The following is a 24,607-nucleotide window of genomic DNA, read 5'->3' as shown; positions in this document are numbered from 1 at the left end:
GAACAAGTGTCAGGGCTTGTTCGGTTCAGTACAAGGTGCGAGGCTTGTGTCATGTTCGTCATGACGATCGACCAGCGCGGGAGCCGGCGCGGCACCGACCGGGTCCCCGAGCTGCTCGCTGCGCTCGCGGGGGTGCCCGTCGTGCGCGGCTTCGAGCGGACGGTCGGCGACGAGGTCCAGGGTGTGCTCGACGACCCCGACGTGGTCGTCGACACCGCGCTGCAGGTGCTGCGCGACGGTGGCTGGAGCGTCGGGATCGGCGCCGGCGTCGTCGACGAGCCCCTGCCCGCGTCGCCGCGTGAGGGAGCAGGGCCCGCCTTCGTGCTCGCCCGTGAGGCCGTCGAGGCGGCGAAGAGCCGTCAGCGACCGGTGCCGCTGGCGGTCCGCGGGGCGGATCCGCAGGCCGCCGCCGACGCAGACGCGGTACTCGTGCTGATCGGAGCGGTGGCGAGCCGGCGCACGGCAGCCGGGTGGGACGCCATCGACGCGGCCCACGCCGCGGACGACGCCGGCCAGGACGTCGTGGCGCGCACGCTCGGCGTGTCGCAGCAGGCGGTGAGCCAGCGGCTGCTGACCGCGATGTGGGCCGAGGAGCTCGCCGCGCGCCCCGCTGCGGCGCGTCTGTTGACGCGCGCCGCCGGCTGACGAGAGGGTCGGCGGCGTGCACCCTGCCCTCGTGGCCGGCATCTGGGCCGGCGCCCTGCTCGTCTCCTCCGCGGGCGGCTGGTTCGTGACCCGGCTGGTCCTGCGCCTCGCGTCGCGCTCGCGGGACGCCGGACGGCGCCGCACCGGGCACGGCCCCGTCCTCCTCGAACGCCTGAGCGTGAGCGACGGCCCCGAGGGGGAGGGGGCGCAGATCGTGCTGCGCGGCGGCACCTGGATCGGGGTTCTCGAGCGGCTCGCGGTGACGGGGAGCCTCCTGGTGGGCGTGCCCGAGGGCGTCGCGGTCGTCGTGGCCGTCAAGGGCCTCGGGCGCTACCCCGAGCTCCGTGAGAACCCCGGGGCGTCCGAGCGGTTCGTCATCGGGACCCTCGCCTCGCTGCTCTGGTCGGCGGTCGTCGGCCTCGCCGTCACGCGCCTGCTGCTCTGACGGGCCGTCACGGGCGCTAGGATGGTCGACGGCCTGCGGCCGGTCCGTGCACCTCGTGCGACGGTCCGGCCGGGCACAGCGAGTCTGACGGGGCGGGCACCGGGTGCCCGCACGACGGCTCCGTGGCCGGCAGCCGTCCTGTGGGGCGCTGTGCACCGGACGCGCCGCACGGCGCGCACCCACCACCGACCGGGAGAACGACGCTCGTGGCGACCACCAACGACCTGAAGAACGGCATCGTGCTGCGCATCGACGGCCAGCTCTGGACCGTCGTGGAGTTCCAGCACGTCAAGCCCGGCAAGGGCGGCGCGTTCGTGCGCACCAAGATGAAGAACGTGCTGTCCGGCAAGACCGTCGACCGCACCTTCAACGCCGGTGTGAAGGTCGAGACGGCCAACGTCGACAAGCGCGACATGCAGTACCTCTACAAGGACGGCGACGACTTCGTGTTCATGGACACGGACACGTTCGACCAGCTCAACGTGCCGGCGGCCACGGTCGGCGACGCCGCGAACTTCATGCTGGAGTCGCAGACGGCGCTCGTCGCGACCAACGAGGGCGTGCCGCTGTACGTCGAGCTGCCCCCGTCGGTCGTCCTCGAGGTCACGTACACCGAGCCGGGCCTGCAGGGCGACCGCTCCTCGGCCGGTACCAAGCCGGCGACGCTCGAGACCGGGTACGAGATCCAGGTGCCGCTGTTCCTCGAGGCCAACACCAAGGTCAAGGTCGACACCCGCGACGGGTCGTACCTCGGCCGCGTGAACGACTGACGTGGGCGCCCGGACCAAGGCGCGCAAGCGCGCGCTCGACGTGCTGTTCGAGGCCGAGCAGCGGGGCCTGGACGTCCGCGAGCTCCTCGCGAAGCGTGTCGTGGAGCCGGGTACCGAGGCCTCGCTGCCCCAGTACGCGGTGGACATCGTCGAGGGCGTCCTCGCGCACGGCGAGCGCATCGACGAGCTCCTCGCGACGCACGCGCACGGCTGGACCGTGGCCCGCATGCCCGCGGTCGACCGTGCGCTGCTGCGCCTCGCGACCTGGGAGATCCTGTGGAACGACGACGTGCCGGACGCCGTCGCCGTCGACGAGGCGGTCTCGCTCGCGCGTGAGCTGTCGACGGACGACTCGCCGGCCTTCGTCAACGGCCTGCTGGGTCGCCTCGTCGTGCTGAAGCCGACGCTGCTCGCCTGACTCGGCGCACCACCCGTCGACGACGCCCGAGCACCCTCACAGGTGCTCGGGCGTCGTGTCGTCGAGGGCCCCCGGCGAGACCCGTAGCGGTCGGGAGACGAGGTGCACGCGTCTCCTCGGCAGCCGGGCCTCCGCCCGGGGCGCATCGCCGCTGACCGCGACCATGCCGTTCGAGATCCGCGGCTGCGGACGCGCCCCGCGCACGGGCAGGCCGCGAGCGGGCCGCCCCACGAAGTTGCCCTGCGCCTGCGGGACGCCCAGCTCGACCAGCATCTGCAGGTCACCGGCCGACTCGACGCCCTCGGCGACGACGTCGAGCCCGTGGTGCTCGGCCAGGGCGACGATCGCCCGCACCGGCCCGGCGCCGCGCGGCGTGCGGACCTCCCGGACGAACGAGCGGTCGATCTTGAGCACGTCGACGGGCAGCCGCGCCAGGCGAGCGAGCGAGCTGAAACCTGTCCCGAAGTCGTCGAGCGCGATGCGCGCACCCCGGGCCCGCAGCTCCGACAGCACCGGTACGGCGGCCGCCGTGCGCAGCATCGTGCTCTCGGTGATCTCGATGGTCAGGTGCTCCCACGGGCCGCCCGACCACGCGGCGTCGATGCGCTCGAGCACGTCGTGCTCGTGGAGCTCGCGTGCCGAGAGGTTCACGGCGACGGGCATGTGGTGCCGGTCGAGCGCGCGACGCGCCTGGCGGATCATCGACCTGCCGATCGGGACGATGAGGCCGCTCTGCTCGGCCAGCGTGAGCCAGTGCTCGGGCAGGATGAACTCGTCGCCGTCGTGCCAGCGCGCCAACGCCTCGAGCCCGACGACCTCGAGCGTGCGGGTGTCGACGATGGGCTGGAAGTAGGCGGTGATGCGGTCCTCCTCGACCGCGCGCTCCAGGGCGGCACGCAGGCGCCGCGTGTCCTCGGCACGGGCCCGCAGCGCCGGGTCGAAGACCCGGTGGCCCGACTTCGTCCGCTTGGCCTCGAGCATCGCCGCGTCCGCGTGCCGCAGCAACGCGTCGGGGTCGACGATGTCGCTGGGGTTCCAGGTGGCGACGCCGCAGGTGAGGGCCGGGCCGGCGACCGTGCCGACGCGGGCCCCGAAACCGCTGCGGATGCGGCGGGCGAGGTCCGCGAGATCGTCGTCTCCCGGTGCGCGACACACGATGACGGCGAACTCGTCGCCGGCGAGCCTGGCCACGTAGGTGTCGTCGTCGACCCAGGTGCGCAGGAAGTCGGCGGTGCGCCGCAGGAGGTCGTCGCCTGCCGCGTGGCCGTCGCGGTCGTTGACGTCCTTGAAACCGTCGATGTCGCAGTAGACGACCGAGACCCGGGTGCGTTCGACCGCCGCCCGCTCGAGCACCTCGAAGAGGTGCGTGTCGACCGCGCGGCGGTTCGGCAGGTTGGTCAGGGTGTCCGTGACGGCCGCCCGGGCGAGGCGGTCCGTGAGCGTGTAGCGCTCCGCGGCGGTGGAGACCACCAGCCCGAGGTCGATGAGGAACGTCCGCTCGTGGGGGAGCAGGACGTCGGGGTCGGCGGGGAACAGGTCGGCGACGTAGCGGTCGCGCTGCAGAGGGCGCAGCGAGCCCTCGATGCTCGCATCGCCCAGGACCTCCCGTGCGGCGTCCCTCGCCTGCAGGAGCAGCGCGTCCGCGTCCCGGTGGAACCAGGCGCTGTTGGTGACGGCCGAGAGGGCGTCGCGCATGAGCTCGCGGCGCAGCGCGGTGAGCTGCGCGCGGCGCAACCGGGCCGAGGCGAGCCACTCCAGGCCCACGGCGAGCGGCAGCGGCCACAGGCTCGCCAGCAGCGCACCGGCCGGCTGGTCGCTGAGCAGGATCCCCGTGCTGAGAGTGGCGAGCGAGAGCCCGGCCGCGGAGACCAGCAGCCAGCCCAGCGGGTTGAGCCGCACGGTGCCCAGCGCCGCCACGACGTACCCCACGACGATGCCGAGGACGACGAACAGCAGCGCGACCGCCACCGGCCTGCCTGTCGGGACCCGTTCGGGGGCGTCCGTCGGCCCGAACGTGTGGAACCACAGGAGCGCGCGCAGCACCAGGACGAGGGTCGCGGCCGTCACCCAGGGGCGCAGCCGCGGTCCGGCGCTCCCGAGCGCGCGGGTGGCGGGCAGGCAGAGCAGCGCGACGACGCCCACGAGCTGACCGTGGAGGAACGAGAGGGCCTCGCGGGGCTCGGCCCCGGTGACGACGCCGTGCAGCCCGGCCACGAGCACGAGGCCGGCCATCGCGACGGAGAGCGCGAGCGACCAGGTCGAGCCGTCGGAGCGCAGGGCGCCGCGCCACCAGACCCATTGGAGCACGCAGAAGCCACCGACCAGACCGGCAGCGAGGAACTGCAGGACGGTGGTCCACAGGGGGACGTCGCCGAGCATGTGGGGTACATCGGCGCACATCAGGGCCGACATGAACTCCCGACCGGGTGACGGTTCACCCACCCGGACGGACGCGTGCACGAGCGTGCTGCGCGTCACGTACCGCTGCGCGGGCCCGTGTCGCGCGGGCCGGTAGGCTGACGCACGAGCAATCTCCCTTTAAGCCCGTCCTGTGAGGCGGGGAAGGAGTCGCACGCATGAGCACTGGCACACCCGCGTCCGGGCACGGACGTTCCGCACCGCAGACGTCGCACGAGCCCGTCGGGACGACCGTCCTGGGCGCCGACGACGTGGCGCGCGCGCTGACCCGCATCGCGCACGAGGTGGTGGAGCGCAACAAGGGCGTCGACGACGTCGTCCTGCTGGGCATCCCGACGCGTGGCCTGCCGTTGGCACGTCGTCTCGCGCAGCGCCTCGAGCAGGTCGAGCACGTCCCTGCGGACCAGCTGGTCGGCAGCCTCGACGTCACGATGCACCGCGACGATCTCGCACACCAGCCGACCCGGACGATCGGCGAGACGTACGTCCCCGGCGACGGCATCGACGGCAAGGTCGTGGTCCTGGTGGACGACGTCCTGTACTCGGGCCGCACGATCCGCGCCGCGCTGGACGCGATCAGCGACCTGGGACGGCCCCGCGCCGTGCAGCTGGCCGTGCTCGTGGACCGCGGGCACCGCGAGCTTCCGATCCGCGCCGACTACGTCGGCAAGAACCTGCCGACGGCGACCGCCGAGCGCGTGCGGGTGCTCCTGGCGGAGACCGACGGCGAGGACCGCGTCGTCATCGAGGGAGGCGCACGATGAGGCACCTGCTCTCGGCCGCCGACCTCGACCTCGACCAGGCGGTCCTCGTCCTCGACACGGCCGGCCAGATGGCCGCGACGCAGGCCCGGGAGATCAAGAAGCTGCCGACGCTGCGCGGACGCACGGTCGTCAACCTCTTCTTCGAGGACTCCACCCGCACCCGCATCTCGTTCGAGACCGCGGCGAAGCGGCTGTCGGCCGACGTGATCAACTTCTCCGCCAAGGGCTCGAGCGTCTCGAAGGGCGAGTCGCTCAAGGACACGGCCCTGACGCTGCAGGCGATGGGCGCGGACGCCGTGGTGATCCGGCACCAGGCGTCGGGGGCCCCGCACACCCTGGCGCACTCCGGCTGGACGCACGGTGCGGTCGTCAACGCGGGGGACGGGATGCACCAGCACCCCACCCAGGCGCTGCTCGACGCCTACACGCTGCGCCGCCACCTCGTGGGCGACGGCGGTCGCGCCGACGTGACGGGCCGCGACCTGGCCGGCGCGCACGTCGCGATCGTGGGGGACGTGCTGCACAGCCGCGTCGCGCGTTCCAACGTGCAGCTGCTGCGCACGCTCGGCGCGCGCGTGACCCTCGTCGCGCCGCCGACCCTCGTGCCCGTCGGGGTCCACGCGTGGCCGGCCGAGGTCTCGTACGACCTCGACGACGTGCTCGCGACCGGTCCGGACGCGGTGATGATGCTGCGGGTGCAGCGCGAGCGGATGTCGGGCGCCGGTGGCGGCTTCTTCCCGAGCCCGCTGGAGTACACCCGCGGCTACGGGCTGGACGCCCGGCGGCTCGCGCTGCTGCCCGACCACGCGGTCGTGCTGCACCCCGGGCCGATGAACCGCGGGCTCGAGATCTCGGCGGACGCGGCCGACTCGCCCCGCGCGGTGATCGTCGAGCAGGTCGCCAACGGCGTCGCTGTCCGCATGGCGGTGCTGTACCTGCTCCTCGCGGGCGGCGACACGCCGCGCGGGCGCGACGACGGCGCCGGACGGACCGGGGACGGGCAGGAGCGCACGGACGTGCGCACGGACGAGACGAGGGTGCACGCGTGACGACGTATCTGCTGACCGGGGCGCGCCCGCTGGGCGGCGACCCGACGGACGTGCTCGTGGCCGACGGCGTGGTCGCCGCGCTGGGCGCGGAGGCGTCGCGGGGGAGCGGCGCGCACGTCGTCGACGCCGACGGCCTGGTGCTGCTGCCCGGTCTCGTCGACCTCCACACGCACCTGCGCGAGCCGGGCCGGGAGGACGCCGAGACCGTCGAGTCCGGCACCCGGGCCGCTGCGCTCGGCGGCTTCACGGCGGTGCACGCGATGGCGAACACGACACCGACGCAGGACACCGCGGGCGTGGTCGAGCAGGTGTGGCGCCTCGGGCGCGACGCCGGCTGGTGCGACGTGCACCCCGTCGGCGCCGTGACGGTCGGGCTCGCGGGGGAGCAGCTCGCGGAGCTGTCCGCGATGGCACGCTCGGCCGCCGCCGTGCGGATCTTCTCCGACGACGGCAAGTGCGTGCACGACCCGGTGGTGATGCGCCGCGCGCTCGAGTACGTGAAGGCGTTCGACGGGGTCGTGGCGCAGCACGCGCAGGAACCGCGCCTCACCGAGGGGGCGCAGATGCACGAGGGTGTCGTGTCCGCGGAGCTCGGGCTCACGGGCTGGCCCGCCGTGGCGGAGGAGGCGATCGTGGCGCGGGACGTGCTGCTCGCCGAGCACGTCGGCTCGCGGCTGCACGTGCTGCACCTGTCCACGGCCGGGTCCGTCGAGATCGTGCGGTGGGCGAAGGCCCGCGGCATCGACGTCACCGCCGAGGTGACGCCCCACCACCTGATGCTGACGGACGACCTCGTGCGCGGCTACGACCCGCGCTTCAAGGTGAACCCCCCGCTGCGCACGGCCGACGACGTCGAGGCGGTCCGCCAGGGCCTGGCCGACGGCACGATCGACACCGTGGGCACCGACCACGCGCCGCACCCGCGGGAGGACAAGGACTGCGAGTGGGGCGCCGCGGCGTTCGGCATGACGGGGCTGGAGACGGCGCTGTCGGTCGTGCAGGCCGTCATGGTCGACACCGGGCGCCTGACCTGGTCCGACGTCGCACGCGTCATGTCGGCAGCGCCGGCGAGGATCGGGCGCGTGCCCGGGCACGGTCGGCCGATCGCCGTCGGCGAGCCCGCCAACCTCACGCTGGTCGACCCGGCCGCGCGCCGCGTCGTGGTGCCCGAGGAGCAGGCCACCGCCAGCGTCAACTCCCCGTTCGCGGGCCGCGAGCTGCCCGGCCGGGTCGTCGCCACGTTCCTGCGCGGCCGTGCCACGGTCCTCGACGGCGCGCTGGTCGAGCACGGCGCCGCCGTCGAGCGCGGAGCACACGTCTGATGCGGGTCTGGCTCTCCGTGACAGTCCTGGTCGCGATCGCGCTGCTGGGGCTGTGGGGCATGCGGCGCGGGTGGCGGGCCCGTGCCCGGCGCACGGCGGTCCTCGTGCCCTCCCTTCCCGACGTACCCGCGGCGCCGGGCGCCCCGCGTACGGACGACCTCGAGGCCGTGTACGTGTCGTCGACGCGCGCGGGCGACTGGCTCGACCGCGTCGTCGCCCACGACCTGGGGGTGCGCAGCCCGGCGCGCGTGCGCGTCCACGCGGACGGCGTGCTCGTCGCCCGCACGGGTGCGCACGACGTGTGGGTGCCCGCCGGTGCGTTGCGCGCCGTCGGTACGACGAGCGGGCAGGCCGGCAAGTTCGTCGGCCGTGACGAGCTCGTCGTGCTCACCTGGGTGCCCGATGCCACATCGGGTGCCGCCATCGACACCGCGCTGCAGGTGCGCCACGACGACGCACGCCCCGCGCTGCTCGCCGCCGCGCGTGCCCTGCTGGCAGCGCCCACCGACACCGACACGGCGCCGTCCGCGGCGCAGGAGGAGCAGGCATGAGCGACGCGATCCTCGTCCTCGAGGACGGCCGCACGTTCGTCGGGCGGGCCTACGGGGCCACCGGACGGACCGTCGGCGAGATCGTCTTCAACACCGGGATGACGGGCTACCAGGAGACCCTGACGGACCCGTCCTACCACCGGCAGATCGTCGTGATGACGGCGCCGCACATCGGCAACACCGGCGTCAACGACGAGGACCCCGAGTCGACCCGGATCTGGGTGGCCGGGTACGTGGTGCGCGACCCCGCGCGACGGTCGTCGAGCTGGCGTGCGCGCCGGTCCCTCGACGAGGACCTCGTGGCGCAGGGCGTCGTCGGGATCAGCGACGTCGACACGCGCGCGCTCACGCGGCACCTGCGCGAGCGCGGCGTCATGCGTGCGGGCATCTTCTCGGGCGACGCTCTCGTGCGCCCCGAGGGGGAGCGCCGCCCCGTGGACGAGCTCGTCGACGAGGTGCTCGCCGCGCCGCAGATGGCCGGCGCCGACCTCGCCGGCGAGGTCAGCGTCGCCGAGCCGTACGTGGTGCCCGCCCTGGGACCGGACGGCGCGCCCCTCGCGGAGCCGCGCGCACGCGTGGCCGCGGTCGACCTCGGCATCAAGTCGATGACGCCGCAGCGCATGGCGGAGCGCGGCATCGAGGTGCACGTGCTGCCCGCGACGTCGGCCATCGAGGACGTGCTCGCGGTCGGTCCCGACGGCGTCTTCTTCTCGAACGGTCCCGGCGACCCGTCCGCGGCCCGCCACGAGATCGACGTGCTGCGCGGCGTGCTCGACCGTCGGATCCCGTTCTTCGGCATCTGCTACGGCAACCAGCTGTTCGGCCGGGCGCTCGGCTTCGGCACGTACAAGCTGCGCTACGGGCACCGCGGGGTGAACCAGCCCGTGGTCGACCGGACGACCGGGAAGGTGGAGATCACGGCCCACAACCACGGGTTCGCCGTCGACGCACCGCTCGACGCCGAGACCGCCGCCCCCTTCGACGGCGGTCGCTACGGGCGCGTGCGGGTGTCGCACGTCGACCTCAACGACGACGTCGTCGAGGGCCTCGAGGCGCTCGACCTGCCCGCCTTCTCCGTGCAGTACCACCCCGAGGCGGCGGCCGGCCCGCACGACGCGGCCTACCTCTTCGACCGCTTCCTCGACCTCATGACCACGCACCGCGACGGCGCCGGCTCGACCCCGGACGCCGCGACCACCGGAAAGGGCGCCGCCTGATGCCCCGTCGCGACGACCTGAAGTCCGTCCTCGTCATCGGCTCCGGCCCGATCGTCATCGGCCAGGCCTGCGAGTTCGACTACTCCGGCACGCAGGCCTGCCGCGTGCTGAAGGAGGAGGGCCTGCGGGTCGTCCTCGTCAACTCCAACCCCGCCACGATCATGACCGACCCCGAGTTCGCGGACGCGACGTACGTCGAGCCGATCACGACCGAGGTCCTCACGACGATCATCGCCAAGGAGCGGCCGGACGCGATCCTGCCGACCCTGGGCGGGCAGACTGCGCTCAACGCGGCGATCGCGCTGGACGAGGCCGGCGTCCTGGAGAAGTACGACGTCGAGCTCATCGGCGCGAACATCGCGGCGATCCAGAAGGGTGAGGACCGCCAGGCGTTCAAGGAGGTCGTGGCGGTCTCCGGCGGGGAGTCCGCGCGCTCGGTGATCATCCACACGGTCGACGAGGCGCTGCTCGCGGCCGAGGACCTCGGGTACCCGATGGTCGTGCGGCCGTCGTTCACGATGGGCGGCCTGGGTTCGGGGCTCGCGTACGACGAGTCCGACCTGCGGCGCATCGTCGGTCAGGGGCTGCACTACTCGCCGACCACCGAGGTGCTCCTGGAGGAGTCGATCCTCGGCTGGAAGGAGTACGAGCTCGAGCTGATGCGCGACAAGCACGACAACGTCGTGGTCGTGTGCTCCATCGAGAACGTCGACCCGGTCGGTGTGCACACCGGGGACTCGGTGACGGTCGCGCCGGCGCTCACGCTGACCGACCGCGAGTACCAGCGGCTGCGCGACATCAGCATCGCGGTGATCCGCGAGGTCGGCGTCGACACCGGTGGCTGCAACATCCAGTTCGCGGTGCACCCCGACACCGGGCGCGTCATCGTCATCGAGATGAACCCGCGCGTGTCGCGGTCCTCGGCGCTCGCGTCGAAGGCGACGGGCTTCCCGATCGCAAAGATCGCGGCGAAGCTGGCGATCGGGTACACGCTCGACGAGATCCCCAACGACATCACGCGCTCGACGCCCGCGTCGTTCGAGCCCACGCTCGACTACGTCGTGGTCAAGGTCCCGCGCTTCGCGTTCGAGAAGTTCCCGGCCGCGGACGACACCCTGACGACGACCATGAAGTCCGTCGGCGAGGCCATGGCGATGGGCCGCAACTTCACTGAGGCGCTCGGCAAGGCGATGCGGTCGCTCGACAAGAGCGGCTCGACGTTCCACTGGGACGGCGAGCCCGCGACGGGTGAGGAGCTCGAGGCGCTGGTCGCGTCGATCTCGCGGCCCACCGAGCACCGCCTCGTCGACGTGCAGCAGGTGCTCCGGGCAGGCGTGTCGGTCGACGACGTGTACGCGCGCACGGGGATCGACCCGTGGTTCCTCGACCAGGTGCAGCTCGTCAACGAGGTCGCGCGGGCCACCGCCGACGCGCCCGCGCTCACGGCCGACGTGCTGACGCACGCCAAGCGGCACGGGTTGTCGGACACGCAGGTCGCGGCGCTGCGGCAGTCCAGCGAGGACGCGGTGCGGCGCACGCGCTGGGCGCTGGGCGTGCGGCCGGTCTACAAGACGGTCGACACGTGCGCGGCCGAGTTCGAGGCGCGGACGCCGTACCACTACTCGTCGTACGACGAGGAGACCGAGGTGCGTCCCCGTGAGCGGCCGGCGGTCCTCATCCTGGGCTCGGGCCCGAACCGCATCGGGCAGGGCATCGAGTTCGACTACTCGTGCGTGCACGCGGCGCTGGCGCTCAAGGGCGAGTACGAGACCGTCATGGTCAACTGCAACCCCGAGACCGTCTCGACGGACTACGACACCTCCGACCGCCTCTACTTCGAGCCGCTGACGTTCGAGGACGTCCTCGAGGTCTACGAGGCCGAGCTCGCGGCCGGCCCGGTGGCGGGGCTCATCGTGACGCTCGGCGGCCAGACGCCGCTGTCGCTCGCGCAGCGCCTGTCCGACGCGGGCCTGCCGATCCTGGGCACCCAGCCGGAGGCGATCGACGCCGCGGAGGACCGGGGGGAGTTCGGTGCGGTGCTCGCGGCCGCGGGCCTTCCTGCTCCCGCGTTCGGTACCGCGACCAACCTGGAGGCGGCGCGTGAGACGGCGCGGCGCATCGGGTACCCCGTCCTCGTGCGGCCCTCGTACGTGCTCGGCGGGCGCGGGATGGAGATCGTCTACGACGAGGCGCAGCTGACCGAGTACGTCGATCGCGCGATCGCCGAGCAGCTGGGCGGCGACCGCGGCGGCAGCCTGCCGCCGCTGCTCATCGACCGGTTCCTCGACGACGCCATCGAGATCGACGTGGACGCCCTCTACGACGGCACCGAGCTCTACCTCGGCGGCGTGATGGAGCACATCGAGGAGGCCGGGGTGCACTCCGGCGACTCGGCCTGCGTGCTCCCGCCCGTGACGCTGTCGGTGGCGGAGCTCGCCCGGATCCGTGAGTCCACGGAGGCGATCGCGCGCGGCGTGGGGGTGCGCGGGCTCCTCAACATCCAGTTCGCGCTCGTGTCCGACGTGCTCTACGTGCTCGAGGCCAACCCGCGCGCGTCGCGCACCGCGCCGTTCGTCTCCAAGGCCACGGGCGTCTCGCTCGCCAAGGCCGCAGCGCTGGTCATGACGGGACGGTCGATCGCCCAGCTGCGGGCCGACGGGGTCCTGCCCGTCGAGGACGCGAGCGTCGTCGACCTCGACGCGCCGATCGCGGTCAAGGAGGCGGTGCTGCCCTTCAAGCGGTTCCGCACCGCGGACGGCACGGTCGTCGACACCGTGCTGGGTCCGGAGATGCGCTCGACGGGCGAGGTCATGGGCTTCGACGTCGACTTCCCGACGGCCTTCGCGAAGTCGCAGGCGGCGGCGTTCGGGGGACTGCCGACCAGTGGCCGGGTCTTCATCTCGGTCGCGGACCGCGACAAGCGCTCCATCGTCTTCCCCGTGAAGCGGCTGGTGGAGCTCGGGTTCGAGATCCTGGCGACCGAGGGCACGTCCGCCGTGCTGCGGCGCAGTGGCATCGTGGCCCGCATCGTGCGCAAGCACTCGGCGGGCCGGGGGCCGGACGGTGAGCCCACCGTCGTGGACCTCATCTCCTCCGGTGAGATCGACATGGTCGTCAACACCCCGTCGGGTCAGGGAACGCGCGCCGACGGCTACGAGATCCGGGCGGCCACCACGGCCGCCGACAAGGCCATCGTCACGACCGTGCAGCAGCTCGGCGCGGCCGTGCAGGCGATCGAGGCGCGGCAGGCGGGTCCCTTCACCGTGACGAGCCTGCAGGAGCACGACGCCGCGGCGGCGGCACGGCGGGCCGCGCGGAGCGCGGACGTGGTCGTGTGACCGCGGTCGCGTTCGGCGCTCGCCTGGCCGCAGCCATGGATGCCCACGGGCCCCTGTGCGTGGGCATCGACCCGCACGCGTCGCTCCTGGCGGACTGGGGCCTGCCCGACGACGCCGCGGGGGTGCGGGAGTTCGCACTGCGGGTCATGGACGCCGTCGCGGGACGCGTGGCGGCCGTCAAGCCGCAGGCGGCCTTCTTCGAGCGCCACGGATCGGCCGGGGTGGCCGTGCTGGAGGAGGTCGTGGCCGCGGGCCGCGAGACCGGCACGCTGGTCGTGGTGGACGCCAAGCGCGGGGACATCGGTTCGACGATGGGGGCGTACGCCGACGCGTTCCTGCGGGACGGCTCGCCCCTTGCCGGCGACGCCCTGACCGTCTCGCCGTACCTGGGCTTCGGGTCCCTGGATCCGGCGGTCGACCTCGCACTGGCCACCGGCCGGGGCCTGTTCGTGCTGTGCCTCACCTCGAACAAGGAGGGCCACGAGGTGCAGCACGCCCGCATGCAGGACGGCGCGAGCGTCGCGGCCATGGTGGCGGCGCGGGCAGCGGCGATCAACGCGGACGCGTCGCCGCTCGGTTCGGTCGGGCTGGTCGTCGGTGCGACGGTGGGCGACGCCGCGGCACGGGCCGGCGTGGACCTGCTCGGTGTCAACGGGCCGCTGCTCGCCCCGGGCGTCGGCGCGCAGGGCGCAGGGAGCGCCGAGCTGGCGCAGGTCTTCGGTGCTGCCAGGCGGCAGGTGCTCGCCTCGTCCAGCAGGGGAGTCCTGCGTGCCGGGCCTGACGTCGGTGCGCTGCGGGCAGCGGCGCTGCGGGCGGGCGTCGACGCGGGGTCGGCGCTGCGCTGAGGTCGGCGCGGCCACGGGCCGTGGTGAGGACGCGACCGTGACCACGGCCGGCTCGGTGGCGCCTCTCCAGCGAAAGATAACGGAACCTAGCGCCACCAAATCGCGCCCCTCACGCCACGGAGGGGCGCCTCACGGCGCCCGGCCTCGAAGACCGCCGGCGACGGGGTGTCGGTGCAGGTCGCTAAGGTGCGGGCCGTGGTGGACGTGACCGTGGGGCAGGCCGTGGGGCGGTACCTCGGCGCGCTGGGGGACCGGCACCCGAGCACGGCGCGCGCCTACCGCTGGGCGCTGCGCGACCTGGCCGACACGCTGGGGGACGAAGCGTTCGGCGCTGTGACGGGGGGCGACGGCCTGGGCCTGTGGCTCACGTCGCCGACCGGGAGCGGGCGCGAGCCCTCGGCGGCGTCCGTGCGGCAGCGGGCGACCGCCGCACGCGGGCTCGTGCGGTTCGCGGTCGAGGCCCGGCTGCTCGACCCCGCGACCGCGGACGTCGCACAGGGGGCGCTGCGCCGCCCCGCGACGCCGCCCGTGCTGCGCGACACGGCACCGGCCCGTCTGCTCCTCGCGCGGGCGGCCGGCAGACGCCCTCACGGGGTGTCGTGGCACGTCTGGGTCCGCTTCCGGGCGCACGTGCTGGCCCTCGCGGACACGGGCGCGCCTGAGCGCGACCTCGGGTCCGCACGCCTCGCCGACCTGGGGGAGGACCAGGTGAGCCTGACCCTCGCCGGGACGCGCTACGCCCTCGGAGAGCCGACCCGGCACGCCATGGCCGCCTGGCTCGCATCCCGTCGTGACCTCGTCGCGACGCTGCAGGGCAGCCCGCCGCCCCAGCTCTGGGTGCGCGCGCACCCCTCGGTCCACCCGCGGACCGGGGTGGTCGCCGCGGTGGGGATGCCGATCACGGGGCGCGGGCTGCGCAAGGCGTTCCAGGACGTGGTCGCCGCCCTGGTCGACGACGACGCCCGGCTGCGCAGCTGCACAGTGGCCCACGTCCGCGCCCTCGCGCCGGAGCCGGCGGCCCTTCCGTGACGGTCTCGACCGGTCCCGTCGCACCCTCGCCGTGGGGCGCGGGACGGCCCTACGGAGCGGCGTCGGCGCAGGTCGCGCGACGACACGCGGCCTCCCGCGTTGCCGAGCGGCATCCTCGTCGCTAGTTTCGTCTTCAGATCCCGCGCATCGGCGACAAGGATCTCCGGCCCAGTGACGAGAAGGTGACGCGCGTGGCTCTTCCTCCGCTGACTCCCGAACAACGAGCCGCCGCGCTCGAGAAGGCCAAGGTCGCGCGGCATGCGCGCGCCGAGGTGAAGAACCGCCTGAAGTACTCGCAGGGCTCCCTCTCGGAGGTGATCGAGCAGGGCCAGCAGGACGAGACGATCGGCAAGCTGAAGGTCGCCGCCCTGCTGGAGTCGCTTCCCGGTGTGGGGAAGGTCAAGGCCCGTGCGATCATGTCCGAGATCGGCATCTCGGAGACGCGCCGGGTGCGTGGCCTCGGCCCGCACCAGGTCAAGGCGCTCGTCGACCGGTTCGGCTGAGCGTCCCGTAAGTCCACGGCGCCCCGTCCGAGCCCGGACGGGGCGCCGCTTGCGTGTCCGGAGCCGTCCGGACAGCTCACCCCGGATCTGGAGCGGTGCACCACCCATGACGACCACGCCGGCACGGCTCACCGTGCTCGCCGGACCGACCGCCGTGGGCAAGGGGACGGTCTCGGCCGACATCCGCGCCCGGTACCCCCAGGTCTGGCTGTCCGTGTCGATGACGACCCGCGAGCCGCGACCCGGAGAGGTGGACGGGCTGCACTACCACTTCGTGACCCCCGAACGCTTCGACGAGATGGCGGCGAGGGGCGAGCTGCTCGAGTGGGCCGTGGTGCACGGTCGCAACCGCTACGGGACACCGCGGCGGCCCGTGGTCGAGCGGCTCGAGGCCGGGGAGCCGGCGCTGCTGGAGATCGACCTGCAGGGTGCGCGGCAGGTACGGCAGTCGATGCCGGACGCGCGCTTCGTGTTCCTCGCCCCGCCGTCGTGGGACGAGCTGGTCCGCCGGCTCGTCGGACGGGGGACCGAGGGCGAGGAGGAGCGGGAGCGCCGCCTCGCCACCGCCCGGGTGGAGCTCGCGGCGGAGTCCGAGTTCGACCACGTGGTCGTGAACGACGACGTGCACCGCGCGACGGACGAGATCGTGCGCCTGATGGGCGTCCGCGTCTGACGACGCACCCGCCGGGTACCCCGGACCGGGTACCATAGGGCTCGACTGCGCCGCGCGCTGCCCGATCTGGACCACGGGCCACAGCCCGCGGCGCCTGCGAATTCGCACCACTCTCCGACAGGACGGGAGTCCTCCGTGTCCGGAACCGTTGCCGCCCCCACGGGCATCACCGACCCGCCGATCGACCGCCTGCTCGAGCGCGCCGACTCCAAGTACGCGCTCGTGCTGTTCTCCGCCAAGCGCGCGCGGCAGATCAACGCCTACTACGCGCAGCTGAACGAGGGCCTGCTCGAGTACGTCGGGCCGCTCGTCGAGACGCGCCCCCAGGAGAAGCCGCTGTCGATCGCGATGCGCGAGATCGACGCGGGCCTGCTGACGTCCGAGTCGGTCCCGGAGGCCTGAGGCCTCGACCCATGCGCATCGTCCTCGGCGTCGCGGGCGGCATCGCCGCCTACAAGGCGGTGCTGCTGCTCCGGCTCCTGCGCGAGCAGGGTCACGCCGTCCGTGTGGTGCCGACGCGCGCGTCGCTGGAGTTCGTCGGGCGGGCGACCTGGGAGGCCCTGTCAGGGGAGCCCGTCACCACCGACGTCTTCGAGGACGTCGACCAGGTCGCGCACGTGGCCGTCGGCAAGGGTGCGGACCTCGTCGTCGTGGCGCCCGCCACGGCCGACCTCCTGGCCCGCGCCGCGGCGGGCCGGGCGGACGACCTCCTGACCGCGACGATGCTGGTCGCACGCTGCCCCGTGCTGCTCGCGCCCGCCATGCACACGGAGATGTGGGAGCACCCGGCGACGACCGCCAACGTGGCGACGCTGCGCGCCCGCGGTGTGCACGTCCTGGAGCCCGCCACCGGTCGGCTCACGGGTCAGGACTCCGGGGCCGGTCGGCTCCCGGAGCCGGAGGAGATCGCGCACGCGGCCCTCGCCCTCCTGGCGCCCGGACGACCGGCCGACCTGTCCGGCCGGCGCGTGGTCGTGTCCGCCGGCGGGACCCGCGAGCCCCTCGACCCGGTGCGCTTCCTCGGGAACCGGTCGTCCGGCCGCCAAGGTGTCGCGCTGGCCCACGCCGCGGAGGAACGCGGAGCGCTGGTGACGCTCGTCGCCGCCAACGTCGGGAGCGAGGTGCTCGCCGGGCTGGGCCCCGGCATCGACGTCGTCCCCGTCGAGACCGGCGAGCAGCTGCGGTCCGCGGTCCGCGCGGCCGCCAGGCTCGCCGACGTCGTCGTCATGGCCGCCGCCGTGGCCGACTACCGTCCGGCCACCACGGCGGACGCCAAGCTGAAGAAGACCGGGGACTCCACCACGCTGACACTGGTCGAGACGACCGACGTGCTGCGCGAGCTGGTCACCGACCCGCCGCGGCCCGGTCAGGTCGTCGTGGGCTTCGCAGCCGAGACGGGGGACACCGACGGTTCGGTCCTCGACCACGCGCGCGCCAAGGCCCGACGCAAGGGCGCGGACCTGCTCGTCGTGAACCCTGTCGGTGGCGGGCGTGGATTCGGCACGACCACCAACGAGATCACCGTCCTCGACGCGGACGGCGCCGTCCTCACGACGGCACAGGGCACCAAGCTCGAGGTCGGACACGCGATCTGGGACGTCGCAGTCCCGGTCGTGGACGGTCGTGCAGCAAGGCCCGACGACGCCGCTACCCTTCACGCATGACCTCTACGCCTCTCCGCCTGTTCACCTCGGAGTCCGTGACGGAGGGTCACCCCGACAAGATCTGTGACCAGATCTCCGACGCGATCCTCGACGCGATCCTCGAGCAGGACACGAGCGCCCGGGTGGCGGTGGAGACGATGGTCACCACCGGCCTCGTGCACGTGGCCGGTGAGGTGACGACGAGCGCGTACGTCGAGATCCCGCAGATCGTGCGCGAGGTGGTCCGCGGTATCGGATACACGTCGTCGCTCATCGGCTTCGACGGTGACTCCTGCGGCGTCTCGGTGTCGATCGGCCAGCAGTCGCCGGACATCGCGGCGGGCGTCGACAAGGCGATCGAGGTCCGTCAGGACGACCGGGACCTCGACCCGCTGGACCTCCAGGGGGCCGGCGACCAGGGCCTGATGTTCGGGTACGCGAGCGACGAGACCCCCTCGCTGCTGCCGTTGCCGATCTGGCTGGCGCACCGGTTGGCGGAGCGGCTCGCGCAGGTGCGCAAGGACGGCACCCTGCAGGGCCTGCGCCCCGACGGCAAGACGCAGGTGACCGTCGGCTACGACGGTGACACGCCTGTCTCGCTCGACACCGTCGTGCTGTCCACGCAGCACGAGCCGGACCTCGCCGAGTCGACCCTCGCAGCCCAGGTCGCCGAGCTCGTGGTGGCACCCGTGCTCGCGGACGCCGGTATCGAGACGTCCGGCCACCGCCTGCTGGTCAACCCCACCGGGCAGTTCGTCATCGGCGGCCCTCAGGGCGACGCCGGGCTCACCGGACGCAAGATCATCGTCGACACGTACGGGGGCATGGCACGCCACGGTGGCGGGGCCTTCTCGGGCAAGGACCCGTCGAAGGTCGACCGGTCGGCTGCGTACGCCATGCGGTGGGTCGCCAAGAACGTCGTGGCCGCCGGACTCGCGCGCCGTTGCGAGGTGCAGGTCGCCTACGCGATCGGCAAGGCGCACCCCGTCGGCCTGTACGTGGAGACGTTCGGCACGGGGACCGTCTCCGACGACGCGCTGACGGCCGCCATCCGCGAGGTGTTCGACCTCCGGCCGGCCGCGATCATCCGCGACCTGGACCTGCTGCGCCCTGTGTACCGGCGGACGGCCGCCTACGGGCACTTCGGTCGCGAGCTGCCCGAGTTCACGTGGGAGCGGACGGACCGCACGGCCGCGCTGCTCTCGGCCGTCGGCTGACGCTGCGCCCTCGGGTTCGGTACGACGAGGGGCCCGTGACGGCAGGACGTCCGCGCTCCGTGGTGGGATGTGCCCCGTGACCGGTACCCCTCCCGAGCAGCCCGCCCTGGCGGGGCTCGAGGTGCCGCCGGCGCGTCGGCGACGTGTCGCCGCGCCGCCGGGCCCCGCCGCGCGGCTCCCCGTGGCTCGTGTGTGCGTCGACCTCGCGCCGGCACACCTCGACCGGCCGTTCGAGTACGTCGTCCCTCAGACCCTGGACGCGGCGGCCCGGCCAGGCGTCCGCGTCAAGGTCCGGTTCGCCGGACAGGACGTCGACGGCTGGCTGCTCGACCGGGTCGAGCACGCCGAGCACGAGGGTCGTCTGCTGCCGGTGCGGCGCGTCGTGTCGCGCGAACCGGTCGTCACGCCGCAGGTCGCGGTCCTGGCGCGGGCGGTCGCCGACCGTTGGGCGGGCACGCTCGCCGACGTGCTACGTCTCGCGGTCCCGCCCCGGCACGCGCGCGTCGAGGGCGAGAGCACGTCGGACGCGGCAGCGCAGACCGCGGACGCCGCCGTGCAGAGCGCGGACACCGCCGTGCAGAGCGCGGACACCGCCGCGCCGGTCGTGGTCCCGGCCGCGCCCGGCGACGCCCCCCGGGGCGCCGGGCGGCCCGACGCACCGGGGTGGGACGCCTACCGCGGCGGTCCTGCGTTCCTGCGCCACGTGCACGCCGGGGGCGCCCCGCGCGCCGTGTGGACGGCGTTGCCCGGCACCGGCGACCGACGGTGGGCGGCGGCGCTCGCCCAGGCGGTCGCGACGTGCGTCCACGGCGGACGTGGTGCGCTCGTGGTGCTGCCCGACCGCCGTGACGTCGACCGGGTGTGCGCGGCGCTCAGGGAGGTGGACCTCCTGGACGTCGCCGACGGCGGCGTGGTCGCGCGGCTCGTGGCCGACGACGGTCCCGCGGCCCGGTACCGCGCGTTCCTCGCGGCGCTGCGGGGTCGTGCCCGCGTCGTGGTCGGCACCCGCGCGTCGGCGTTCGCACCCGTCGCGGACCTGGGCCTGGCGGTCTGCTGGGACGACGGCGACCTGCAGCACGCCGAGCCGCGGGCGCCGTACCCGCACGTCAGGGACGTCCTCGCGCTGCGCTCGGAGCTCGAGGGCGCCGCGCTGCTCGTCGGTGGGCACGCCCGGACGGTCGAGGCGCAGCAGCTCGTCGTCTCCGGGTGGGCGCGCGAGGTGGTGGCGGACCGTGCGGTCGTCCGGGCGTGCACGCCGCGGGTCACCGCGCTGACGAGCGTCGAGCTCGCGCGGGAGGGCCCGGCCGCCGCCGCGCGGCTGCCGGCGCCGGCCTGGCGCGTCCTGCGCGACGCGCTGGCTGTGGGTCCCGTCCTGGTCCAGGTCCCACGTGCGGGCTACGTCCCCGTCGTCGCGTGCGTCCGCTGCCGCACGCCTGCTCGGTGCGGTGCGTGCCACGGACCGCTGGGACTGACGCGTGGCGACGGTCCGCCGGCGTGCGGCTGGTGCGGACGTCTCGCGACCGACCGGCGGTGCGACGAGTGCGGCGCCTCGGGCCTGCGCTCGGTGCGCGTCGGGTCGGAACGCACCGCCGAGGAGCTCGGGCGTGCGTTCCCCGGCACCACCGTCCGGGTCTCGGGTGCCCGCGTCGAGGGGGGAGTCCTCGCGGAGGTGCCGGACCGGCCGGCGCTGGTCGTCGCGACCCCGGGTGCCGAACCGTACGCGCCGTCGGGCTACGCGGCGGCCGTCCTGCTGGACGCCGCGGTCGCGAGCGCCGGTGAGCGACTGGGCGCCGAGGTGGACGCGCTGCGGCGCTGGCTGGCCGCGGCCGCGCTCGTCCGACCCGCCGGCGACGGGGGTCAGGTGCTGCTGGTCGGTGACGGGGCGGCGCGCCCCACGCAGGCGCTCGTCCGGTGGGACCCCGCCGGACTCGCCGAGCGTGAGCTCGACGAACGTACCGAGCTGCGGCTGCCGCCCGCCGTGCGGGTCGCAGCCCTGACGGGCACCCGTGACGCGGTGGCGGCGGTCGTCGCGCGTGTCGAGGTTCCCGCGCTCGAGGTCCTCGGCCCCGTGCCGCAGCCGGTCGACGAGCAACGGGGGCCCGCGCTCGAGCCCGAGGTGCGTGCGCTCCTGCGCGTGCCTCCGGCCCAGGGCGCGACGCTCGCGCGAGCCGTCGCCGCGTCGCTGGCGATCCGTAGCGCGCGGCGTGAGGGCGGCACCGTCCGCGCCCAGGTGGACCCGACCGACCTGCTGTGACGTGCTGAGGTCCCGTCGACGCGACCTAGGATCGAGTCCATGCGTCTGCTCTTCGCGGGAAGCCCCGCGGCCGCCGTGCCGTCCCTCGAGGCACTCCTGGAGTCCCGCCACGAGGTGGTCGCCGTCCTGACCCGTCCGGACGCCCGGGTGGGGCGGGGACGGACGCTGCAGCCCTCGGCCGTCGGGGCGGTCGCGCACGACCGTGGCCTGCCCGTCCTGACACCCCGGACGCTGCGGGACCCCGACGCGGTCGCGCAGATCACCGAGCTGCACGTGGACGCGGCGCCCGTCGTGGCGTACGGGGTGCTCGTGCCCGCGGACCTGCTGGACGTGCCCCCGCACGGCTGGGTGAACCTGCACTTCTCCGTCCTGCCCGCCTGGCGTGGTGCAGCGCCCGTCCAGCACGCGATCATGGCGGGGGACGAGGTGACGGGCGCCTCCACGTTCCGCCTGGAGCAGGGGCTCGACACCGGTCCGGTGTACGGCACGCTCACCGAGACGATCCGGCCGACCGACACGTCCGGAGACCTGCTGGGTCGCCTGTCGACCGCCGGTGCCGAGCTGCTGGTGCGCACGCTCGACGCGCTCGAGGACGGGGTGCTGGAGCCCGTCCCGCAGCCCACCGACGGCGTGAGCCACGCACCGAAGCTCACGGGCGAGGACGCACGCGTCCGGTGGAGCCACCCCTCGTACGCCGTCGACCGCCGGATCCGCGGCTGCACCCCGGCCCCGGGCGCGTGGACGACGCTGCCGGACGGCCAGCGGCTCGGGCTCGGTCCCGTCCGGCCCGTCCCTGACGTGACCGACCTGCGCCCGGGTGAGATCCGCGCCGACAGGCGCGACGTCCTCGTGGGCACCGGGGCCGGAGCGGTGCGCCTCGGCGACGTCACCCCACCCGGCCGGCGCCCGATGCCGGCCGCTGACTGGGCGCGCGGCGCGCGTCCCGCCGCCGGGACGGTCCTGGGCCACGACACCCAGGACGCCGACGCAGCGACGGCAGGTGCCCGATGAGCCGCGACGAGGCGCGCGGGCGGGGCGGGCGCGGGGGCGACGCCCGCCGTGACGCCCGCGGACGTCAGCGTGGCGAGGCCCGCGTCGAGGGCAGGGCCGCACGCACCACCGCGGCACCGGCCCAGCGGGCGCGCGCCGGTGATCCCGCGCGCGGCGCGGCCTACGACACGCTGCGGGCCGTCGCGGGGTCGGACGCCTACGCGAACCTCGTGCTGCCGCCCCTGCTCCGCGAGCGCCGCGTCGGCGGGCGGGACGCGGCGTTCGCCACGGAGCTGGCCTACGGGACGTTGCGACTGCAGGGGCGGTACGACGCGGTCCTCGCGCAGGCAGCGTCGCGACCGCTCGACCAGATCGACCCCCCTGTGCTCGACGTGCTGCGCCTGGGGGCGCACCAGCTGCTCGGCATGCGCGTCGCCGCGCACGCCGCCGTGTCCGAGACCGTGGGGCTGGCGCGTGAGCGGGTGGGTGCCGGTGCCGCGCAGTTCGTCAACGCGGTGCTGCGCAGGGTGTCCGAGCGGTCGCTCGACGAGTGGTCGACCCGGATCGGTGACGCCGCGGACCCCCGGGGTGACGACCCGGTGGCGCGGCTGGCGGCCGTGGAGAGCCACCCGGCCTGGGTGGTGCGCGCGATGCGCGAGTCCCTGGTGGGGTCCGGGCGGTCGGCGGACGAGCTGGCGTCGCTGCTGGCGGCCGACAACGCGGCGCCGCGTGTGACGCTCGTCGCGCGCCCGGGGCTCGTGTCACCCGAGGAGCTCGCGGAGCAGACGGGGGCACGACCCGCGGGGCTCGCGTCGACCGCCCTGGTGATGGCCGGCGGTGACCCGGGCGACGTCCCGGCCGTGCGGGACGGTCTGGCGGGGGTGCAGGACGAGGGCTCGCAGCTGGTGACGCTGGCGTTCGTGGCGGCACCCGTCGAGGGGAAGGACGAGCGCTGGCTCGACCTCTGCGCGGGCCCGGGGGGCAAGGCAGCGCTCCTCGGCGCGCTGGCGGCGCAGCGGGGCGCGCGACTGGTCGCGAACGAGGTGCAGCCGCACCGCACGCGCCTGGTCGAGCAGGCGCTGCGAGCGGTCCCGCCCGCAGCGGTCGAGGCGGTGCGCACGGGCGACGGACGCCAGGTCGGGGAGCAGGAGCCCGGGGCGTACGACCGCGTGCTGCTGGACGCGCCGTGCACCGGGCTGGGTGCCCTGCGGCGGCGCCCGGAGTCGCGGTGGCGCCGCACGCCGGCGGACCTGGCGACGCTCAGCGGGCTGCAGCGTGAGCTCCTGGCGTCGGCCATCGCCGCGGTGCGACCGGGGGGAGTGGTGGCGTACGTGACGTGCTCGCCGCACCTCGCGGAGACGCAGCTGGTGGTCCTCGACGCGGTGCGCGCAGCGGCGCGCGCAGGGACGTCGGTCGAGGTCGTGGACGCGACGCCCGTGATGGGCCAGGTCGCGCCGTCGTGGGAACCCGTCGCAGGGCGCACGGACGTGCAGCTGTGGCCGCACGTGCACGGCACGGACGCGATGCACCTGACGCTGCTGCGGCGCGTCTGACGGCGGGAGCGCGCCTGCGTGCGTCGGCTGGGTAGCGTGGGCACGTGGCTCCCGTGCTGATCAACCCGAGCATCCTGTCCGCAGACTTCGTGAACCTCGAGCGGGACCTGCAGGTGATCGCCTCTGCGGACTACGCGCACGTGGACGTGATGGACCAGCACTTCGTGCCGAACCTGACGATCGGGCTCCCGGTGGTGCGTCGGCTGGCGGACGTCAGCCCGGTGCCGCTCGACGTGCACCTCATGATCGAGGACGCGGACCGGTGGGCGCCGCAGTACGCCGCGGCGGGCGCGGCGTCGGTGACGTTCCACGCGGAGGCGACGCAGGCACCGGTGCGGCTCGCGCGGGAGCTGCGGGCGGGCGGTGTGCGCGCGGCGGTGGCGCTGCGCCCCGCGACACCCGTCGAGCCGTTCCTGGACCTGCTGGCCGAGGTCGACATGGTGCTGGTGATGACGGTCGAACCGGGCTTCGGAGGTCAGGCCTTCATCGAGGGGACCCTGGCCAAGATCCGGCGGACCCGCGCCGCGATCGACGCAGCCGGTGCCGCCACCTGGGTCCAGGTCGACGGCGGGGTGTCGCGCGACACGATCGGGCGCATCGCACGAGCGGGCGCCAACGTGTTCGTCGCGGGGTCCGCGGTGTACGGGGCGCAGGACGTCCCCGGGGAGATCGCGGCACTGCGGCGCCTCGCGGAGCACCCGACGACGGAGGCATGAGCCGCCCCTGCTCGGCGTGGACGTGCGACGTCCCGGAATGCGCGCTGTGGCATCATCGTTGACGAACACACACGTGCTCCGGGGTCGGTGAAAGTCCGAGCCGGCGGTGACAGTCCGCGACCCGTGAGCCCCGCGAGGGGTGAGCGGTTGACCTGGTGGAACTCCAGGACCGACGGTGAAAGTCCGGATGGGAGGAGACGCGTGCGCGGTGCGCCCCAGGCGTGCCGTGCCGGTGCGGCATGCCGCC

22 protein-coding genes and 1 riboswitch are annotated in these 24,607 nt (G+C 74.3%); of the genes, 21 read left to right on the top strand and 1 reads right to left on the bottom strand.

From position 1 onward, the window contains the following. Nucleotides 1-51 precede the first annotated feature (51 nt). The 4 genes from IR158_RS07485 (at nt 52) to nusB (ending at nt 2,278) form a co-directional block, all read left to right on the top strand. Nucleotides 52-645 (top strand): hypothetical protein, encoded by a 594-nt coding sequence (locus IR158_RS07485; protein WP_291811487.1) that lies wholly within the window; start codon nt 52-54, stop codon nt 643-645. A gap of 31 nt (nt 646-676) precedes the next feature. Beyond that, entirely contained in the window at nt 677-1,090 is a 414-nt protein-coding gene (locus IR158_RS07480; protein WP_291811484.1) for a hypothetical protein, read from the top strand. A gap of 206 nt (nt 1,091-1,296) precedes the next feature. Further along, nucleotides 1,297-1,860: an elongation factor P gene (gene efp / locus IR158_RS07475; protein ID WP_291811481.1), complete on the top strand. Its 564-nt coding sequence runs from the start codon at nt 1,297-1,299 to the stop codon at nt 1,858-1,860. A 1-nt stretch (nt 1,861) separates the two neighbouring features. Next, the gene (gene nusB, locus IR158_RS07470; RefSeq protein ID WP_291811478.1) at nt 1,862-2,278 is read left to right on the top strand and encodes a transcription antitermination factor NusB; all 417 of its coding nucleotides are present in this window, start codon (nt 1,862-1,864) and stop codon (nt 2,276-2,278) included. 36 nt (nt 2,279-2,314) lie between these two features. Here the strand turns inward: nusB and IR158_RS07465 are convergent, their stop codons facing one another. Then, on the bottom strand, nt 2,315-4,657 hold the full coding sequence (locus IR158_RS07465) for an EAL domain-containing protein (RefSeq protein WP_291811475.1): 2,343 nt from the start codon (nt 4,655-4,657) through the stop codon (nt 2,315-2,317). A gap of 197 nt (nt 4,658-4,854) precedes the next feature. Between IR158_RS07465 and pyrR the strand changes: the two genes are divergently transcribed. From pyrR to rpe, 17 genes are all read left to right on the top strand, one after another. Then, entirely contained in the window at nt 4,855-5,460 is a 606-nt protein-coding gene (gene pyrR / locus IR158_RS07460; RefSeq protein WP_291811472.1) for a bifunctional pyr operon transcriptional regulator/uracil phosphoribosyltransferase PyrR, read from the top strand. After that, nucleotides 5,457-6,509: an aspartate carbamoyltransferase catalytic subunit gene (locus IR158_RS07455; RefSeq protein WP_291811469.1), complete on the top strand. Its 1,053-nt coding sequence runs from the start codon at nt 5,457-5,459 to the stop codon at nt 6,507-6,509. Before pyrR ends, IR158_RS07455 begins: the two co-directional genes overlap by 4 nt. Further along, the gene (locus IR158_RS07450) at nt 6,506-7,831 is read left to right on the top strand and encodes a dihydroorotase (protein ID WP_291811466.1); all 1,326 of its coding nucleotides are present in this window, start codon (nt 6,506-6,508) and stop codon (nt 7,829-7,831) included. The genes IR158_RS07455 and IR158_RS07450 overlap by 4 nt, the downstream gene beginning before the upstream one ends. After that, on the top strand, nt 7,831-8,382 hold the full coding sequence (locus IR158_RS07445; RefSeq protein ID WP_291811463.1) for a hypothetical protein: 552 nt from the start codon (nt 7,831-7,833) through the stop codon (nt 8,380-8,382). The genes IR158_RS07450 and IR158_RS07445 overlap by 1 nt, the downstream gene beginning before the upstream one ends. Then, nucleotides 8,379-9,599 carry a glutamine-hydrolyzing carbamoyl-phosphate synthase small subunit gene (carA, locus tag IR158_RS07440; protein ID WP_291811460.1) on the top strand — a complete coding sequence of 407 codons (1,221 nt, stop codon included), beginning with the start codon at nt 8,379-8,381 and terminating at the stop codon, nt 9,597-9,599. Before IR158_RS07445 ends, carA begins: the two co-directional genes overlap by 4 nt. Then, on the top strand, nt 9,599-12,937 hold the full coding sequence (gene carB / locus IR158_RS07435; protein WP_291811458.1) for a carbamoyl-phosphate synthase large subunit: 3,339 nt from the start codon (nt 9,599-9,601) through the stop codon (nt 12,935-12,937). The genes carA and carB overlap by 1 nt, the downstream gene beginning before the upstream one ends. Beyond that, the gene (gene pyrF / locus IR158_RS07430) at nt 12,934-13,782 is read left to right on the top strand and encodes an orotidine-5'-phosphate decarboxylase (protein ID WP_291811456.1); all 849 of its coding nucleotides are present in this window, start codon (nt 12,934-12,936) and stop codon (nt 13,780-13,782) included. The genes carB and pyrF overlap by 4 nt, the downstream gene beginning before the upstream one ends. Nucleotides 13,783-13,977: 195 nt before the next feature. Further along, nucleotides 13,978-14,811 carry a hypothetical protein gene (locus tag IR158_RS07425; protein WP_291811454.1) on the top strand — a complete coding sequence of 278 codons (834 nt, stop codon included), beginning with the start codon at nt 13,978-13,980 and terminating at the stop codon, nt 14,809-14,811. Between the two features lie 191 nt (nt 14,812-15,002). Continuing rightward, nucleotides 15,003-15,314: an integration host factor, actinobacterial type gene (gene mihF, locus IR158_RS07420; protein ID WP_227578720.1), complete on the top strand. Its 312-nt coding sequence runs from the start codon at nt 15,003-15,005 to the stop codon at nt 15,312-15,314. 106 nt (nt 15,315-15,420) lie between these two features. After that, a complete protein-coding gene (gene gmk / locus IR158_RS07415) occupies nt 15,421-15,987 on the top strand; it encodes a guanylate kinase (RefSeq protein ID WP_291811451.1) in 567 nt (188 codons plus the stop codon). Between the two features lie 135 nt (nt 15,988-16,122). Continuing rightward, nucleotides 16,123-16,389, top strand: coding sequence for a DNA-directed RNA polymerase subunit omega (gene rpoZ, locus IR158_RS07410; RefSeq protein WP_291811449.1), 267 nt, complete (start codon nt 16,123-16,125; stop codon nt 16,387-16,389). An 11-nt stretch (nt 16,390-16,400) separates the two neighbouring features. Then, nucleotides 16,401-17,651 (top strand): bifunctional phosphopantothenoylcysteine decarboxylase/phosphopantothenate--cysteine ligase CoaBC, encoded by a 1,251-nt coding sequence (coaBC, locus tag IR158_RS07405; protein ID WP_291811447.1) that lies wholly within the window; start codon nt 16,401-16,403, stop codon nt 17,649-17,651. Further along, entirely contained in the window at nt 17,648-18,847 is a 1,200-nt protein-coding gene (gene metK / locus IR158_RS07400) for a methionine adenosyltransferase (protein WP_291811445.1), read from the top strand. The genes coaBC and metK overlap by 4 nt, the downstream gene beginning before the upstream one ends. A 67-nt stretch (nt 18,848-18,914) precedes the next feature. Continuing rightward, a complete protein-coding gene (locus IR158_RS07395) occupies nt 18,915-21,101 on the top strand; it encodes a primosomal protein N' (protein WP_291811442.1) in 2,187 nt (728 codons plus the stop codon). 39 nt (nt 21,102-21,140) lie between these two features. Continuing rightward, nucleotides 21,141-22,112 (top strand): methionyl-tRNA formyltransferase, encoded by a 972-nt coding sequence (gene fmt, locus IR158_RS07390; protein WP_291811439.1) that lies wholly within the window; start codon nt 21,141-21,143, stop codon nt 22,110-22,112. Beyond that, nucleotides 22,109-23,644, top strand: coding sequence for a transcription antitermination factor NusB (locus tag IR158_RS07385; RefSeq protein ID WP_291811437.1), 1,536 nt, complete (start codon nt 22,109-22,111; stop codon nt 23,642-23,644). Before fmt ends, IR158_RS07385 begins: the two co-directional genes overlap by 4 nt. 44 nt (nt 23,645-23,688) lie before the next feature. Next, on the top strand, nt 23,689-24,360 hold the full coding sequence (rpe, locus tag IR158_RS07380; protein WP_291811434.1) for a ribulose-phosphate 3-epimerase: 672 nt from the start codon (nt 23,689-23,691) through the stop codon (nt 24,358-24,360). 69 nt (nt 24,361-24,429) lie between these two features. Then, nucleotides 24,430-24,563, top strand: a riboswitch (FMN riboswitch). The last annotated feature ends 44 nt before the right edge of the window (nt 24,564-24,607 follow it).

This window comes from Cellulomonas sp., assembly GCF_015234515.1.
GTDB lineage: Bacteria > Actinomycetota > Actinomycetes > Actinomycetales > Cellulomonadaceae > Cellulomonas.
Note: the sequence above shows the minus strand (reverse complement) of the source record. Positions and strands in the feature narration are given on the sequence as shown.